This window comes from Aggregatibacter sp. oral taxon 458 str. W10330 (assembly GCF_000466335.1).
Taxonomy (GTDB): Bacteria; Pseudomonadota; Gammaproteobacteria; order Enterobacterales; family Pasteurellaceae; genus Aggregatibacter.
Genome location: NZ_KE952603.1, coordinates 17,475 through 34,953 on the forward strand (window position 1 = coordinate 17,475; position 17,479 = coordinate 34,953).

Annotated in this window: 15 protein-coding genes; 6 read left to right on the forward strand and 9 right to left on the reverse strand. The window is 40.5% G+C overall.

Annotated features, from left to right (window positions below):
* Nucleotides 1-12: 12 nt before the first annotated feature.
* Nucleotides 13-2,460, reverse strand: coding sequence for a bifunctional aspartate kinase/homoserine dehydrogenase I (gene thrA, locus HMPREF9065_RS06960; protein ID WP_021615627.1), 2,448 nt, complete (start codon nucleotides 2,458-2,460; stop codon nucleotides 13-15).
* 311 nt (nucleotides 2,461-2,771) lie between these two features.
* Between thrA and HMPREF9065_RS06955 the strand changes: the two genes are divergently transcribed.
* Complete coding sequence (locus HMPREF9065_RS06955; RefSeq protein WP_021615628.1) at nucleotides 2,772-3,464, forward strand: YggS family pyridoxal phosphate-dependent enzyme; 693 nt, start codon at nucleotides 2,772-2,774, stop codon at nucleotides 3,462-3,464.
* 205 nt (nucleotides 3,465-3,669) lie between these two features.
* Here the strand turns inward: HMPREF9065_RS06955 and gap are convergent, their stop codons facing one another.
* Complete coding sequence (gene gap, locus HMPREF9065_RS06950; protein WP_021615630.1) at nucleotides 3,670-4,674, reverse strand: type I glyceraldehyde-3-phosphate dehydrogenase; 1,005 nt, start codon at nucleotides 4,672-4,674, stop codon at nucleotides 3,670-3,672.
* A gap of 234 nt (nucleotides 4,675-4,908) precedes the next feature.
* Here gap and gmk point away from each other — a divergent pair, with 234 nt between their 5' ends.
* The 5 genes from gmk (at nucleotide 4,909) to murI (ending at nucleotide 10,990) form a co-directional block, all read left to right on the forward strand.
* Entirely contained in the window at nucleotides 4,909-5,535 is a 627-nt protein-coding gene (gene gmk, locus HMPREF9065_RS06945; protein ID WP_021615631.1) for a guanylate kinase, read from the forward strand.
* Nucleotides 5,536-5,597: 62 nt separating this feature from the next.
* Nucleotides 5,598-5,864: a DNA-directed RNA polymerase subunit omega gene (gene rpoZ, locus HMPREF9065_RS06940; protein ID WP_021615632.1), complete on the forward strand. Its 267-nt coding sequence runs from the start codon at nucleotides 5,598-5,600 to the stop codon at nucleotides 5,862-5,864.
* 44 nt (nucleotides 5,865-5,908) lie between these two features.
* Nucleotides 5,909-8,032 carry a bifunctional GTP diphosphokinase/guanosine-3',5'-bis pyrophosphate 3'-pyrophosphohydrolase gene (spoT, locus tag HMPREF9065_RS06935; protein ID WP_021615633.1) on the forward strand — a complete coding sequence of 708 codons (2,124 nt, stop codon included), beginning with the start codon at nucleotides 5,909-5,911 and terminating at the stop codon, nucleotides 8,030-8,032.
* Nucleotides 8,032-10,113 carry an ATP-dependent DNA helicase RecG gene (gene recG / locus HMPREF9065_RS06930; protein ID WP_021615634.1) on the forward strand — a complete coding sequence of 694 codons (2,082 nt, stop codon included), beginning with the start codon at nucleotides 8,032-8,034 and terminating at the stop codon, nucleotides 10,111-10,113. The genes spoT and recG overlap by 1 nt, the downstream gene beginning before the upstream one ends.
* Nucleotides 10,114-10,180: 67 nt before the next feature.
* Nucleotides 10,181-10,990, forward strand: coding sequence for a glutamate racemase (gene murI, locus HMPREF9065_RS06925; RefSeq protein ID WP_021615635.1), 810 nt, complete (start codon nucleotides 10,181-10,183; stop codon nucleotides 10,988-10,990).
* A 38-nt stretch (nucleotides 10,991-11,028) separates the two neighbouring features.
* Here murI and pheA read toward each other — a convergent pair whose 3' ends face one another.
* The 7 genes from pheA to HMPREF9065_RS06890 all read right to left on the reverse strand — a co-directional run bounded on the left by pheA (nucleotide 11,029) and on the right by HMPREF9065_RS06890 (nucleotide 17,471).
* Nucleotides 11,029-12,201 carry a prephenate dehydratase gene (gene pheA / locus HMPREF9065_RS06920; protein ID WP_021615636.1) on the reverse strand — a complete coding sequence of 391 codons (1,173 nt, stop codon included), beginning with the start codon at nucleotides 12,199-12,201 and terminating at the stop codon, nucleotides 11,029-11,031.
* 217 nt (nucleotides 12,202-12,418) lie between these two features.
* Nucleotides 12,419-13,039: a tight adherence pilus pseudopilin TadF gene (gene tadF, locus HMPREF9065_RS06915; RefSeq protein ID WP_033002440.1), complete on the reverse strand. Its 621-nt coding sequence runs from the start codon at nucleotides 13,037-13,039 to the stop codon at nucleotides 12,419-12,421.
* A 51-nt stretch (nucleotides 13,040-13,090) separates the two neighbouring features.
* Nucleotides 13,091-13,660: a TadE family protein gene (locus HMPREF9065_RS06910; protein WP_021615638.1), complete on the reverse strand. Its 570-nt coding sequence runs from the start codon at nucleotides 13,658-13,660 to the stop codon at nucleotides 13,091-13,093.
* 17 nt (nucleotides 13,661-13,677) lie between these two features.
* Nucleotides 13,678-14,460 carry a tetratricopeptide repeat protein gene (locus HMPREF9065_RS06905; protein WP_033002441.1) on the reverse strand — a complete coding sequence of 261 codons (783 nt, stop codon included), beginning with the start codon at nucleotides 14,458-14,460 and terminating at the stop codon, nucleotides 13,678-13,680.
* A complete protein-coding gene (locus HMPREF9065_RS06900) occupies nucleotides 14,450-15,310 on the reverse strand; it encodes a type II secretion system F family protein (protein WP_021615640.1) in 861 nt (286 codons plus the stop codon). Before HMPREF9065_RS06900 ends, HMPREF9065_RS06905 begins: the two co-directional genes overlap by 11 nt.
* The gene (locus HMPREF9065_RS06895) at nucleotides 15,307-16,191 is read right to left on the reverse strand and encodes a type II secretion system F family protein (protein WP_021615641.1); all 885 of its coding nucleotides are present in this window, start codon (nucleotides 16,189-16,191) and stop codon (nucleotides 15,307-15,309) included. Before HMPREF9065_RS06895 ends, HMPREF9065_RS06900 begins: the two co-directional genes overlap by 4 nt.
* Nucleotides 16,191-17,471, reverse strand: a complete 1,281-nt coding sequence (locus HMPREF9065_RS06890; protein ID WP_021615642.1) for a CpaF family protein — start codon at nucleotides 17,469-17,471, stop codon at nucleotides 16,191-16,193. Before HMPREF9065_RS06890 ends, HMPREF9065_RS06895 begins: the two co-directional genes overlap by 1 nt.
* Between the last annotated feature and the right edge of the window lie 8 nt (nucleotides 17,472-17,479).

Sequence of the window (17,479 nt, forward strand, 5' to 3'; positions counted from 1 at the left end):
AACATTCTCCGTTTAGTGCTTTAAGGTTCTTAAAATATCGGCAAAAATGCCGGCAGCAGTGACAGCATTGCCTGCACCGTAACCGCGTAATAATAGCGGAATCGGTTGGTAATAACGGGTGTAAAACGCCAGGGCATTCTCACCGTTTTTGACCTTGTATAGCGGATCATCTTTGCCCACGGCAACAATAGAGACTTTGCATTTGCCATTTTCAATTTGCCCAACGTAACGTAAGACTTTTTCTTCCGCTTTGGCATTTTCAACCCGAGCTGCAAAGTCATTATCAAGTTGTGGCAACATCGCCATGAATTCTTCGGTAGATTTGCCATCGGCAAAACCTTTCGGCAACACGCCTTCCACTTCCACATCAGACAATTCCAGCTCTAAACCACTTTCACGAGCAAGAATTAACAATTTGCGGGCAACATCTTGACCGGATAAGTCATCACGTGGATCCGGTTCGGTGAAGCCTTTTTCGCGGGCAAGTGCGGTCGCTTGGGAAAGCGTTAAATCTTCTTCCAATTTGCCGAAAATAAAAGAAAGGGAACCGGATAAAATCCCGTCAAAACGCTCCACTTCATCACCGGCGGCTAATAAGTTTTGTAAGTTCTCAATAACCGGTAAACCTGCACCTACGTTGGTTTCGTATAAAAACTTACGCTGGTTTTTATGGGCTAAATCGCGCAGTTTGTGATAATAATCCAAGGCGCGAGTATTCGCTTTTTTGTTTGGCGTAACCACATGGAAACCTTCCGCCAAGGCACGTTCATATAAACTCGCCAAGGATTCTGCCGATGTGCAATCCACAAAGACCGGATTCACAACATGATGTAATTTAATGAAAGACAACAACACGTCAAAATCAGACGGTTGGGTGGCATTTTCCAAATCTTTTTGCCAATTGTCTAGGTTTAAGCCATTTTCGTTTAATAACATTTTATTGGAATTGGCTAAGGCGCAGACACGAATTTCAATGTCTTTTTTGGCTAAATACTCTTTCTGATGTTTGATTTGCTCGATTAATTCACCACCAACACCGCCAACGCCCACGAGAAAGACTTCCACGATTTTTTTGTTATTAAATAAAGCTTGATGCGTTGCTTTTACCGCTTCAATCGCTTTATTTTGAGCAACCACAGCAGAAATAGAACGCTCGGAAGAGCCTTGTGCAATGGCATTAATACTGATATTGGCTTGGGCTAAGGCAGAGAAGAAACGTGCGGCAATGCCTTTGGCTTTTCGCATACCGTCCCCAACCACAGAAATAATGGAAAGATCTTTAATCACATCAATTTTATCTAATTGGTGTGCCGCTAATTCTTGTGCAAATTCATTTTCTAATACTTTCAATGCTACATCCACCGATTTAATCGGCACACAGAAACTGATGCTGTATTCGGAAGAAGATTGAGTGATTAAAATAACCGATACATTGGCATTAGACATGGCAGAGAATACGCGTGATGCCATGCCAACCATGCCTTGCATCCCCGGACCGGAAACGTTGAACATGGCAACGTTATCTAAGTTCGTAATGCCTTTGACCTGTAAGCCTTCGGATTTAATATCACCGGCAATAACAGAACCGGGGGCGCTTGGATTGCCGGTATTTTTAATTAAACATGGAATATTCGGACGTACCAACGGACCGATAGTGCGTGGATGAATCACTTTTGCACCAAAGTAGGAAAGCTCCATGGCTTCGCGATAAGACAGGCTTGGCAACAAACGCGCATCCAATACTAAACGAGGGTCGCAAGTATAAACGCCGTCAACATCTGTCCAAATTTCACAGACGCTGGCGCCTAAACAGGCTGCTAAACAGGCCGCGGAGTAGTCGGAACCATTACGGCCTAACAAGACTAATTCACCTTTATCATTGCCGGCAGTAAAGCCTGCCATTAACACAACTTTCTCTTTGGCGATGGCGCCTGCATTCACGCGTTTGGTGGACGCTTCAATATCCACAGAAGATTCCAAATAACTGCCTTGAGCCAATAATTGTTTAACTGGGTCAACAACGTGTACGCTATATCCATTGGCTTCAAACCAAGCTTTCATCATTGCAATAGAGAGTTTTTCGCCGCGGCAATCAATGGTCGCTTTCACCGCATCATCTACTTTACCGGCTTGACGAATTTGTGCTAATAAAGAGGCGATTTGTTGGAATTCTTGATCAATAATTTGTTTGGTACCGGCAAGGTCAAAGTTATTATTTTTGGCATGTAGGCCATTGATGATGGTATAGAAAATATCTAATGCTTCGTTGAAATGGGAATCGGTAGGTTGATTTAAGCTGGCTTTTTCGGAAAGGGCAACAAGATGATTGGTGATTTTGGCCGGTGCCGATAGCACGCCTGCCGCTTGCTCCTCTAAATGGGCTTTCTCGATAAGCTCGGCAGCCTGCAAAAACCGTTCCGGATTGGCGAGTGATGTGCCGCCAAATTTTAATACGCGCATGATATTCTCCTGAGTATGATATATAAAAATGTTTGCATAAAAAAACCCGCTTTATAGAAGAAGCGGGTTGATGAATCTTATTCTTAACGCACTAGCCCGCCCCATTAATCATCGTAATGGTAATCATGGTGGTTGACATAATAATAGTGCGGTTAAGTTGACACATAATTTATTTTGCATGGTGAAAAATTGGATATAGAAATACCGAAATTTCATATCCTTGTCAAACGGAATTCAGAAAATTTTGCATTATTTTCTAACTTTTTTAGTTGGTGTAAAATAAATCACCATTTTTATTATAAGGATACCTTATGATTGCGCAAAATCTTGCTCATATTCGGGAGCAAATACAACAATGCGAATGCCAGTTCAAAACGCAAAGTGCGGTCAAATTACTTGCCGTTTCTAAAACGAAACCGATTGAGGCTATTTTAGCCGCATACGAAGCAGGACAAACGGTCTTTGGAGAAAACTATGTGCAAGAGGGCGTTGAAAAGATTCAATTTTGCCAACAACATCAAATTGAATTGGAATGGCATTTTATCGGGCCCTTACAATCGAACAAAACCCGCTTGGTGGCGGAATATTTTGATTGGATGCAAACCCTTGAACGCGCCAAAATTGCCGATCGTTTAAATGAACAACGCTCGCCGCACAAGGCACCATTAAATGTGTTAATTCAAGTGAATATCAGCAATGAAGCCAGTAAATCCGGTGTACAACCCGATGATATTTTGCCTTTAGCAAAACACGTGGAAAATCTACCGCACTTACGTTTGCGCGGTTTAATGGCGATTCCTGAACCTACCGATGATGTGGTGCAACAGGAACAAACGTTTCGTCAAATGCGAACCTTGTTTGAAAGCTTGCAACAGGCTTTGCCTCATGCCCAAATTGATACTTTATCCATAGGTATGACCGATGATATGCAAACCGCCATTAAATGCGGTTCTACGATGGTACGCGTCGGCACAGCGATTTTTGGCAAGCGAGTTTACAAATAAGATTATCGGCAGCGCAGTCGTAAATCAGATTCTCAGATTCATTGTTGCAACCACGCTTAACGACGACGGTTCATTAAGCGTTGGAGTGGTTTTCTCTCGCGTATTTGGTTTTGCAAAAAACACATAGAAAAACGACCGCACTTTTAGCATGATTCATAAAAAAATAGCTCCCATTGGGAGCTATTTTTATGTTGAGGATAAAGAATTAGCCTTTGTAGTTGTGAACGTGCGCAACTAAGTCTAATACTTTGTGAGAATAACCGGTTTCGTTGTCATACCAAGAAACAAGTTTCACGAAGGTGTCGGTTAATGCGATACCTGCAGCGGCGTCAAACACAGAAGTGAGTGAACAACCATTGAAGTCAGTAGAAACTACGGCATCTTCAGTATAGCCTAAAACGCCTTTCATTTCGTTCTCTGAAGCACGTTTTAATTCCGCACAGATTTCTGCGTAAGTTGCCGGTTTTTCAAGGTTAACGGTTAAGTCAACAACAGATACGTTTGGTGTAGGAACACGGAACGCCATACCGGTTAATTTGCCGTTTAATGCAGGGATAACTTTACCTACGGCTTTTGCTGCACCGGTAGAAGATGGGATGATATTTTGGGAAGCACCACGACCACCGCGCCAGTCTTTTGCAGATGGACCATCAACGGTTTTTTGTGTTGCTGTGGTTGCGTGAACAGTGGTCATTAAACCATCTTTGATACCGAATTTATCGTTGATCACTTTGGCTAATGGCGCTAAACAGTTCGTTGTACAAGACGCGTTAGAAACGATGTCTTGACCTTTATACGCATCAAAGTTTACACCACGTACAAACATTGGTGTGCTGTCTTTAGATGGACCGGTTAAAACTACTTTTTTCGCACCGGCAGTGATGTGTTTACGAGCAGTCTCATCGGTTAAGAATAAACCGGTGGCTTCAACAGCAACATCAACACCGATAGCGCCCCAATTAAGATTTGCTGGATCACGTTCAGATGTCACACGGATAGTTTTGCCGTTGACCACGAGGTTGCCGTCTTTTACTTCAACAGTGCCATCAAAGCGACCGTGAGTTGAATCATATTTTAACATGTAAGCCATGTATTCAACGTCGATTAAGTCGTTGATACCCACCACTTCAATGTCATCACGATGTTGTGCTGCACGGAACACGATGCGGCCGATACGACCGAAACCATTGATACCAATTTTAATAGCCATAAGTTTTCACCTTATATTTTTAAGTTAAACAAAAAGGTTAAATAGGCATGGAGGTTTGTTTTCTCTCTACCAATTTTGAGGGGGATTATAACATACTTTCTTGAATTTGAGAATGTACCTCTCAAAAACACACAAGACTGCCGTCTCAAAAATTTTGTTAAAAACGACCGCACTTTTGCTGATTTTTTATTGGGTTAGAGGCATAATAAGCTAAATTATCGATGAGAGAATAATATGTTACAAGGCAATTTATACATTATTTCTGCACCGAGTGGTGCCGGCAAATCTTCATTAATTAGCGCATTATTGAAACGTGTCAACAGCCATAAAATGATGGTTTCCGTATCACATACTACTCGACTCCCCCGCCCGGGTGAGCAAGAAGGCGTGCATTATTATTTTGTTTCACATAATGAGTTCGAAAATTTAATCGAACAAAACGCATTCTTAGAATATGCCAAAGTGTTTGGGGGCAATTATTACGGCACCTCTTTGTTTGCCATTGAAGAAAATTTAGCGAAAGGCATTGATGTGTTTCTCGATATTGATTGGCAAGGGGCACAACAAATCCGTGAAAAAGTTCCTCACGTAAAAAGCATTTTTATTTTACCGCCCTCATTAAGCGAACTCGAAAAACGCTTAATCGGACGTGGACAAGACTCTGCCGAAGTCATTGCCGGCCGCATGGAAAAAGCCATGAGCGAAATCTCTCATTATGACGAATATGACTATATCATTGTAAACGATGATTTCGAACAAGCACTTGTTGATTTACAAGCTATTTTGCGCGCAGAGCGTTTAACAACACGTCATCAACAACAAGAAAACAAAGCCTTAATTGAACAATTACTGGCAAACTAAAGGCAGTTTTAGTATCATATTGCCCCTTTAGATTCATTAGATTTAGCAAACTGGAGTAATTTATGGCTCGTGTCACCGTGCAAGATGCAGTAGAAAAAATTGGTAACCGTTTTGATTTGATTTTAACTGCGGCTCGTCGTGCAAGACAATTGCAGTTACATACCCGCGAACCCTTGGTGCCGGAAGATAACGATAAGCCGACAGTTATCGCCTTGCGTGAAATTGAAAAAGGTCTCATTAACAATGAAATTTTAGACGCGCAGGAACGCCAAGATCATTTGGCACATGAACGTGTTGAAGTGAGCGCTGTGTCTTTGTTATCTGAATAAAGTGCGGTTAATATTTACAACGTTTTTCATCGGTTGGGTGTGTTTTGTATCTATTCGAAGGGTTAAATCATATTATTCAGGAATACTTACCGCCTGAACAAATTGAATTAGTTAAACGTGCATTTGTGATTGCTCGCGATGCGCACGAAGGACAGTCTCGCTCAAGCGGCGAACCTTATATCACCCACCCTGTTGCTGTCGCCTCTATTATTGCCGAAATGCGTTTGGATCATGAGGCGGTTATGGCAGCTTTATTACACGATGTCATTGAAGATACGCCTTATACCGAAGAACAGTTAAAAGAGGAATTCGGCGCCAGTGTCGCGGAAATCGTGGAAGGCGTCTCTAAGTTAGACAAACTCAAATTCAGAACACGTCAAGAAGCGGAAGTGGCGAACTTCCGTAAAATGATCTTGGCAATGACCAAGGACATTCGCGTTGTTCTTATTAAACTCGCCGACCGTACCCATAATATGCGCACACTTAGCGCATTACGTCCTGATAAACGTCGTCGTATCGCCAAAGAAACCCTTGAAATTTACGCTCCGCTTGCTCATCGTTTAGGCATCGAACATATCAAAAATGAACTGGAAGATCTTGGCTTTGAAGCCATGCATCCGCAACGTTATGCCGTGCTGCAAAAGGTTGTGCAAATCGCACGCGGCAATCGTAAAGATATGATTGAGCGTATTTCTGCCGAAATTAAAGGTCGATTAGACGATGTGGGCATTCAAGCGCGCGTATTTGGACGTGAGAAACATCTCTATGCCATCTACCAAAAAATGCGCTTAAAAGATCAGCAGTTTCATTCCATTATGGATATTTATGCATTCCGCACCGTTGTAGAGAACGTGGATACCTGCTATCGCGTATTGGGGCAGATGCATAGTCTTTATAAACCGCGTCCTGGTCGGGTAAAAGACTACATTGCCGTGCCAAAAGCCAATGGCTATCAGTCTTTACATACATCGATGATCGGTCCACATGGTGTGCCTGTTGAAGTGCAGATTCGCACAGAAGAAATGGATCAAATGGCAGAAATGGGCGTGGCAGCACATTGGGCGTATAAACAAGGCGGAAGAAATGACAGTACGCCAGCGCAAATTCGCGCACAACGTTGGCTGCAAAGTTTGGTGGAACTGCAACAAAGTGCGGGGAACTCGTTTGAATTTATTGAAAGTGTAAAATCCGAATTCTTCCCGAAAGAAATTTATGTTTTTACACCGAAAGGGCGGATTGTTGAATTGCCGAAAGGAGCAACACCGGTCGATTTTGCCTACGCAGTACACACGGATATAGGTAAAAATTGTGTAGCTGCAAACGTGGATCGCAAGCCGTATCCATTATCCCAACCTTTAGAGTCCGGACAGACCATTGATATTTTAACCTCACCAAATGCACGTCCAAATGTGGCTTGGTTAAATTTTGTCGTTACCGCTAAAGCCCGTTCCAGTATCCGCCATGCCTTAAAAGATTTACGCCGTGATGAAGCAATTGAGTCGGGCAAGCGTCAATTAGCACACGCCTTAAGTCCGTTAAAACTGGAAGAACTTAATCCAGAATTTATTCAACAGGTATTAGCGGATCTCAAACTCACCAGCCTGAATGATGTCTTTATGGAAATCGGTTTGGGCAATCAAATGAGTACGGTGATTGCCCATCGTTTGTTGGGAGAATCGATCGAAATTGATACGGATGGTAATCCGGATAATAATGCGACGCCATTAGAAATTACTGCCAATGGTGGTTTATTGACTACTTTTGCGCAGTGTTGTCATCCGGTCCCGGGTGATCCGATTATTGCTTATGCGAGTCCGGGGAAGGGCTTGGTGATTCATCATGAAGCTTGCTCAAATCTCAAAGATCGTAAAGACAATCCTAAACATTATATGCCTGTGGATTGGGAGAAAAGTGATACTCAAATTGAATTTGAGACGGAACTACGTATTGAGATGATCAATCAGCAAGGCACTTTACCGCATTTGATGTCCACGATTTCCTCCATGGACAGCAATATCCAAAGCATTTGGACAGAAGAGCAAGAAGGGCGTTTATATCAAATCATCGTCTTATTAACGGTAAAAGATAATAAACATTTGGCAAATATTATCCGTAAAATCAAGCAAATGCCTGAACTGATTCACATTGAACGTAATATCAACCAATAATGCACGCCCAATTATTAGATGCCATTCCACTCACCGCCATCTCCGGTGTCGGCGCTGCAATTGCAGAAAAATTAGGTAAGTTGGGCATTTTCAATCTGCAAGATCTTCTCTTTCATCTCCCTCTACGTTATGAAGATCGTACCCGAATTACGCCTATTGTTGATCTTCGTCCCGAGCAATATGCTACCATCGAGGGCGTAGTCCAAAGCGCAGAAGTGCAATTTGGGCGTCGCCCCATGCTGATAGTTTACCTCTCCGATGGTACATCCAAGTTAGCATTACGTTTTTTCAATTTTAATGCCGGCATGAAAAATAGCTTACAGCCAGGTGCTCGCGTGAAAGCCTTTGGCGAAATACGCCGTGGGCGTTTTATGGCGGAGATTCATCATCCGGAATATCAAATTATTCATGACAATAAACCCCTCATTTTGGCGGAAACGCTGACGCCCATTTATCCGGCTACAGAAGGATTAAAACAAACGTCGTTGCGTAAATTAATTACGCAAGCTTTGTTGGTCTTAGAGAAAACGCCTTTGGCTGAGTTGTTGCCTGCTGAGTTTAATCCGCATCCTTTTGGTTTGAAGTCAGCAATTCAATTTTTGCACAATCCGCCGCCGGATGTTTCGTTAGCCACCTTAGAAGAAGGCAAACACCCTGCACAACAGCGCCTGATTTTTGAAGAATTATTGGCATACAATCTCGCGATGCAAAAAGTGCGGTCAGGAATTCAGGAGAATTTTGCGGAACCCTTGTGTGCACAATCAGATTTAAAACAACGCTTTTTAGCACAATTACCTTTCACACCGACCCATGCGCAATTACGTGTTACCCAAGAGATTGAACAGGATTTACAACAAAATTATCCGATGATGCGCTTGGTGCAAGGTGATGTGGGCTCCGGTAAAACCTTGGTGGCAGCACTGGCAGCGTTGACGGCCATTGATAATGGCAAACAAGTGGCGTTAATGGCACCAACGGAGATTTTGGCGGAACAGCATGCCACAAATTTCCGCCGTTGGTTTGAGCCGCTTGGTATTCAAGTCGGTTGGTTGGCAGGAAAAGTCAAAGGGAAGCAGCGTATTGCCGAGCTGGAAAAAATAAAAAACGGTGAAGTTCAAATGGTGGTCGGGACACACGCCCTATTCCAAGATGAAGTTGCATTTCATCATCTGAGTTTGGTGATTGTGGATGAGCAACATCGTTTTGGCGTACACCAACGTTTAATGTTGCGTGAAAAAGGCAACCAAGCAGGCGTTTATCCTCATCAACTTATTATGACTGCCACACCGATTCCTCGCACATTAGCCATGACCGTATATGCCGACTTAGATACCTCAATTATTGACGAACTGCCGCCAGGGCGTACACCGATTACGACTATTGCTATCTCTGAAGAGCGTCGTGCAGAAATTATCGAGCGGGTCAATGTGGCCTGCACTCAGGAAAAGCGGCAGGCTTATTGGGTTTGTACCCTGATTGATGAATCGGAAGTGCTGGAAGCTCAGGCTGCGGAGGCAGTAGCAGAAGATCTTCATAAAATCTTACCGCACTTGCGTATTGGCTTAGTACATGGGCGAATGAAACCCAGTGAAAAACAAGCCGTCATGGCACAATTCAAGCTTGCCGAGCTAGATTTGTTAGTTGCCACCACAGTAATTGAAGTGGGCGTGGATGTGCCAAATGCCAGTTTAATGATCATTGAAAATGCGGAGCGTTTAGGACTCTCCCAGCTTCATCAGCTTCGCGGACGTGTGGGGCGAGGAAGCACTGCCTCTTTTTGTGTCTTGATGTATAAACCGCCACTGGGTAAAATTTCGCAGAAACGCCTGCAAGTCATGCGGGATACGCAAGATGGCTTTGTGATTTCGGAAAAAGATCTCGAAATTCGCGGTCCGGGTGAAATGCTTGGTACGAAACAAACCGGCATAACCGAATTCAAAGTGGCAAACCTCATGCGTGATCGTAAAATGCTCCCAACCGTCCAATTTTACGCTAAGCAGCTCAGCCAAAAATATCCGCAGCAGGCAGACTTGCTCATTCGCCGCTGGCTGAATAATCGAGAGATTTACGGTAATGTTTAATGCTGAGATGATGGACATATTTTGAAACAACGTATTAAGAGACAAAAGCTGATTTGACAGGTGAATTATGACAGCGTTATCCAAACCTAGAATCCTCTTTTTTGATTCCGGCGTCGGAGGGTTAAGTGTTTACCAAGAAGTCCAAAAACGACTCCCAGATTGTCATTATCTCTATTGTTTTGATAATGCATTTTTCCCCTATTCTGAAAAATCGGAAGCTCTCATTATTGAGCGTGTGAATAAAATTTGCACGCACCTTGATCGCTTATATGCCTTAGATCTCATTGTTATTGCTTGTAATACGGCCAGTACCATCGTATTACCCTCATTACGCCAACATTTCTCTATTCCCATTGTTGGCACGGTTCCCGCCATTAAGCCAGCAGCAGAATACTCTTCGACAAAGCATATCGGTTTATTAGCCACAAAAGGAACTATTAAACGAGAATATATCGATCATTTAATTGAAAAATATGCACAATCTTGTCGAGTTGAAAAAATCGGCAGCACCAAACTTGTCGAACTGGCAGAACGTAAATTACGTGGTTATCCTGTTGATTTAAATGAAATAAGAACGGAGTTAAGCGAATGGATAATGATGCCCGATTTAGACGCGATTGTGCTGGGTTGTACACATTTTCCGCTCATAAAATCGGAAATTCAGCAATGCTTACCACAAGTGAGCCATTTCATTGATTCAGGGGAAGCAATCGCTAAACGAATAGCCTTTTTACTAAATGAAGTCAAAGTGCGGTCAAAAAATCATATGATTTCTCAAGTGTTTTATACAAAGCCATTTATCATTGAGGACGACTTATCAGAATGCCTTCATGCGCTTGGCTTTGAACAATTCAGCTTAATTCATATAAACAGCTAAAATTTCGACCGCACTTTTGATTGTGTTATGCCATCACATTATTGGGAGTCAGGTAAAATTTTAGTGGGTGTGACAATTTCACTTGGATAACATCCTAAAATTTTCAACTGGTGGCTAACTTGTTTTAATTCTTCCAATGCAGCCTGCGTGTCAGGATGATGAATATTCGCCTCAATTTCCAAATAAAACATTTCCTGCCATGGTTTCCCATAAATCGGACGGGAAGCTAATTTTGTCATGTTGATATTGTGTTTTTTAAACACCCACAACGCCTCCACCAAAGCACCGGCCTGTTGCCCCGTACTCATTAACAAGAGTGTTTTTGTATGAATTTGTGGCGAAACATTATGCGATTCTTTCGCGATAACAATAAAGCGAGTGATATTGTTTTCTTGGTTGGCAATATTGCGTTTCAGCACAGTCAAACCGTATAACTTTCCCCCTTCTTCGCTGCCCAAGGCGGCAATATTGGGTTTGTTCAATCCGGCAACCAACTGCATAGCATGAGAACTGCTTTCACAATATTCAATATGCACGCGATCTAAACCATGGATAAATTGACTACATTGCTGAATCACCTGAGGATGGCTATATAGGGTATCAATTTGACTTAACTCATGCTGCCCATTGACTAAAACGCAGTGCTGAATAGGATAAGCCAATTCCCCCACCAAAGACAAATCAGTGTGTTGCAACAGATCATAAACTTCGTTAATCGTGCCGGATGTGGTATTTTCCAATGGGAGAACACCATAATCTGCTTCACCGTTTTGCACTTTAGCAAAAACCTGATCAAAACTGGCACAACTTATTTCCACCAATTCTTCTTGGTATCGAGCGGCATAATTTCGTGCTGCCAAATGAGAATAAGATCCTCGCTTGCCGAGAAAGGCAATGTGGATGTTCTCCTCGCGTTGTGAATTTAACTTTTTCTGTAAATAAACTTGTTGCGTCAGCACCGAATCTTCAATAATTTTTTGGAAAATTGCAGTAATATATTGTGACTCAAGTTGATAATTTTCATTTTCAGAAAATTGCACTAACTCTTGTAACAGCTGTTCTTCACGCACCACATCACGTAATGGCTTCTGTGTCATTTCTTTACTACGCGCCACATCAAACGCAAGACGATGACGCTCGGAAAGTAACTTTAATAAACTGCGGTCAATTTGGGTAATCTGCTGTCGAATTTCACTTAAATCCAATGACATAATTTTTCCTTTATTTGAATACTATTGCGTTTTTCAGCTCAAATTTTTTGGTATCGACGAGGAATTATCAGAAATTTCCTTAACGAATCAGCAACAATAAAACATTTGCCGGTGCTAAGTTACCATAAAGAAACTGCACCATACTAGGACAATATGCCTAATCTTGGTGCAGTATATAAGACAAGTGGTTTATCAAGCCGGGATTATACTCTAACAACTATTTCGCCCGAGCCGGTGCAAATGTTGAAGAACGTAGAAAACCGTTAGAAACCGTTCCCTTCTGCGCAATCATGCTCTGAAAAAAGCTATTCACTTCTACGCACAATGTAACTTGGTAAAGAGGGATCTTCCGTAAATTATTCGTTTCTGAACGAGGAGAAAGATGCTCCAATGTATTCAATGGTTTATATGGCTCACAAGCGGACGAATTACTCACTTTATCATATTGCTTTGAATCGGGAGAGAAACGTTCCAAAGTTACTTTTACTTTATTCGCATTTCGATCACCAAACAACATCAAGTTCGCTAACTGAATATATTGGTTCAAATCACCATCACTGCTACCAACAACGCTAAAACCGCCGGCAGCACCTTTTGTACCATCCGTTAATACTGCGTTACCGTTGTCACTATACAATTGAACCCTTTCACGTAATATACTCACTAAAGACAGAGAAGTATTATCTAACTTTGCTTGGGTCGAACGCTGAACGACTAAATCGGCTAGGAACGCAAAAACAATAACTAAAATCATCAGCGTAAGCGCAAATTCAATCGTCACTGAGCCTTTTTTACTTTGTCTAAAAGAACTCACTCGATTTAAAAAATTATTATTCATACCGTCTACCATAATTTTGTCGCAAACAAACCTACCCAACTCTCTGGATGATTAAGGCGTAACAGGAAATTGAGAACGTTGCCATTCCTGCACCATAACAAATTCTCTGGTTAAAACATGTTGAACTAAAGAATTCGGAACAAAGGGCACCGGAACCAAAAACTTATACTTATACACGACCGTATAATAAGCTAATGTCGAACCTTTCCCATCTGTATCATATTGTGTTGCTCCACTCGATGATGGAATTTTTTTGAAGTCTTTATTTAGCAACGCATTGATACAAGATTTCCCTTGAGAACAATTAACATATTTGACATCAACATCATAACCGTTATTTTTATCTAACTGAAGGAAATTTCCTAATGTTGACTTCTCTTGTGCGTTAAGTTGCTTCTGAAGATTATTTTTAAAGACATTCAGATAACTGCCTTTACCATCATATTCATTCTTTGAAATTCTAACACTTTCAGTCACTGCTAAATCCCAATAGCTTGTTGTAATAGCAATCCGACAGAACTCTAGAATCAAACATACGGCAAGGAAATAAAAAGCAATTGTTAACACGAACTCAACAGGGGCTGCACCTCTATTACCTAATATAAACTTCTTTAGTTTCATATCAATGTTCCTGAAAATTATTTTGCAATATAATCTGAAATGCGTTCTGTTTTTCTAAGTGCATCAATTAACGAATCTGGTGAGGTATTCAAATTTTCTTTCAGGATAATATCTTTCGCATAATCAAGTTCATTATTCTTCACTAAAGCAAAAACTAAATTATGAACCAAACGTTGCTCTCTAATACCATTCAAATATTGCGGCAATAATAAAGAAATTGCATTACGATAATCACCATTAATAATGCTTAACATTGCTAGGTTATTAATTGCAATAACATCATTCAGAAAATACTCGCGAGCTTTATCAAAATTCTCTCTTGCGCTATTTAAATCATTTAAATGCGCATAAGTCACACCGCGTAAATTATAAACTTCACCATTCGTTGGAGAGGATGATAACACCGCATTTTCAACATCCAATGCTTCTCTATATCGTTTTAGCATATTGAGATTCTTAGCCTGCAAAATCTTTGCCTTTTCAGCCAAAGAACCGCCGGAACTTAAGATAGGCTGCAAATACAATAAAGATGAACTACTATCTCCTTTCTTGTAGTAAGCTTCAGATAATTTATAACGTGTTAATAAATCATCTTCATTTTTTAGAATACTACGATACATTGAAATCAACGCATCATAATTTCGCGTATTTTGATACAAGGTTTCTTTAGTTGTAATGCTTTCATCATCTGCATAAACTCCAGCATCATCGGTGGAACCACCCTCAAACATAGATGAACAAGCACTAATAGACAATAAAACGCTACAAAATAAAGTTTTTTTGATAAGTTTAAAAGACATTTGGAAATACCCTCAATACGCCAGGAGCTAAAATTAATATAATAATCGGGAACATGATAAAAAGAATCAACGGAACGCTCATTTTAGCAGAAAGAGTCCCTAGTTTTTCTTCTATCGTTAATAACTGTAACTCTCGAATATCACTAGAAAGCTGGATGAGCTGATCATAGATAGACGAACCAAAATTTAAACTTTGTTGCATTACTGTACAAAACATTCTGATTTCAGTAGACGGTAATGAAATTGCCAAATCTTGTAGTGCCTGCGACATACCTGTCAGCTCAGATTTTCGAATGACTCTCAACATAACATAAGATAAATCCGGATTTAGCTTTTTAAAATCTGTTGCAACCTGTTTTAATGCCGCTTCAATACTCACCCCTGTTTGCACATTAACTGCAACAAGATCAATAAAACTGGTTAAATCATTCATTATTTTTTTAGTTTTGGATTTTAAGACAAAACCGGTAAGAAATCCAGGAACAATGATAATGCCAATAAAAATCAATAAACAACTAATAATTAGGGAAAAACCCTCAGCATCTCGACCCAAAAACAAGTAATATACAAAGAATACTAAAGTCATAATCGCTAATTTTAGCTTAATATTCTTATCAATAATTCCCAAAGCCTTTAATAAAGGATTATTATTAATTAATAACAATTCAAGTTCAATTTGCTGTTTTGTCTTATTTTTATTCGCTGCATCAGACTCATTAACCTCAGAGAATCTACCGGCCAGAATATCTTCATTACGACGAAGGTTCTTACCACCCGAAATTGATATAAATAGTAGAACAAGAGAAAACGCAATAACTAATAGGTAAATTAGAAGTAATTTTACTGTCATGTTGACTTCCTCATTAATCCCCAAATAATCAACATACCAAACGCAACACTACCAAACACATAATATAATACATATCGCCCTGTAGGATCAGTGGTAATAAACTCAAAATTCTCCGGCATTGTAAACTTCATGAAAATAAAGAACCCAATAGGAAAACAAGCCACAATCATTGCTGACATTCTTGCTTCCGATGTCATTGCTTTTTTCTTTTTTTCCATCTTAGTACTATCTGCAATAACGCGCCCTAGTCTTGATATAACTTCTTTTATCTGTCCACCTTTACTCAGATTAGTGCGAACAATCGTAATAAAAAAGTAGAATTCTTTATATGGATAACGTGTATAGCTCTCATCAAAAACGGCTATTGGATCTTCACCGATAGCTAAACGCCTATGAATATTTCTAAACTCAGCCCCCAACTGCCCAGTTAATTCTTGCCCACAACGCTCCAATCCTTGTAATAACCCGGCGCCAGAAGAAGAGGCTGCTATTAAGATCTGAATTACCTCAGGGAATACATTATTAAATATTTTTCTATTACGTCTCTGCCCTAACTTCCATATCAACATGACAAAAACAAAAACAAAAATAATACTGAAGGTTAGTCTATCAATATGAATATAACTCACATTAATTGCAAAAAAAGCTAAGAATGATAAGATGCTAATTACACTATTCTGCAGAATATTCTTTCGTTGCCCACCTGAAAAATAGAATACCCATAGCGACAACTTAGACTTAATACCTTGAGCAAAGGTTTCTAATTTGTTCTCTGTACTATTATATTCATTAATTTTTTTCTTAGTCACAAACCAACTGGTCAATACATAAATGACTAACAATCCACCGAAGGCTAAAAGAATATAATAAAGTAAAGACATTAATTCACATCTCCAAAAATACTTTGCAATTCATTGCTAAGATTAAACACCTGTGCATTTTGGAAAACAACAGAGCGACTTAATAATCCATGATTAATAAACTCACCCATAATTTTCCCATTCGCATCACGGTATCTACTTGCCTTATAACTAAAAATATCCTGTAGAACAACCTGTCCATTTTCCATTCCCATCACTTCTGTGATGTTCATAATTTTTCTTGAACCATCATTGAGTCGGGAAGCTTGCACAATAACATTTACCGCAGATGAAATATTTCTCCGAATAGCCTCTAAAGGTAATGCCGCACTCGACATCATTACCATACTTTCTAGACGTGATATTGCGTCTCTCGGGCTATTCGCATGCAGAGTAGACATTGAGCCATCATGACCGGTATTCATTGCTTGCAACATTTGGAACGCTTCTCCACCACGACATTCCCCTACAATGATACGTTCAGGCCGCATACGCAAAGCATTAATCACCAAATCCTGCATACTCACCTCACCGGTATGCTCCACCCCGGCTAAACGTGTTTCTAGACGTACAACATGAGGTTGCTCTAAACGTAACTCCGCTGTATCCTCAAGGGTAATAACGCGCTCCGTATGCGAAATATAGTTAGATAACGCATTTAATAACGTTGTTTTACCTGAACCTGTCCCCCCCGATACAATGATATTGACACGAGATCTTGCTGCTATAATTAAAAAGTTCGCCATATCACGCGTCATGGAACCAAAGCTTACCAACTCCTGTAAACTCTTTTTATTCTTACTGAATTTACGAATAGAAATAGATGTACCATCTAATGCAATAGGTGCAATAACGACATTTAAACGGCTACCGTCCGGTAAGCGAGAGTCTACCAGAGGGCTACTATCATCAATACGACGACCTACTCGCGCAACCAAACGTTTTGCAATATCTGTCAACTGCTCATTATTGATAAATGTTTTATCTGTTTTTTCAAGAATACCTGCACGTTCCACCCAGATATCATTAGGACCGTTAACTAAAATATCATTTACCGTATCATCTGACATTAATTCTCGTAGTGGACCATAGCCACCGATTTCATCCGCCACCATTTCTGCCATGGCAAGTGCATCAGCAGACGAAATATACACGGAACTTTTATTAGCAACCCGGTTAACAATTTGAATTAACTCATTTACTAATAAGTTTCTGTCAGTTTGAAGCTGATCAATCTTTTCAATATCAAGATTACTTAAAACTTCACTTCTAAAAAATATCTGTTGCTCTTTAGTTAACATTTTTGACT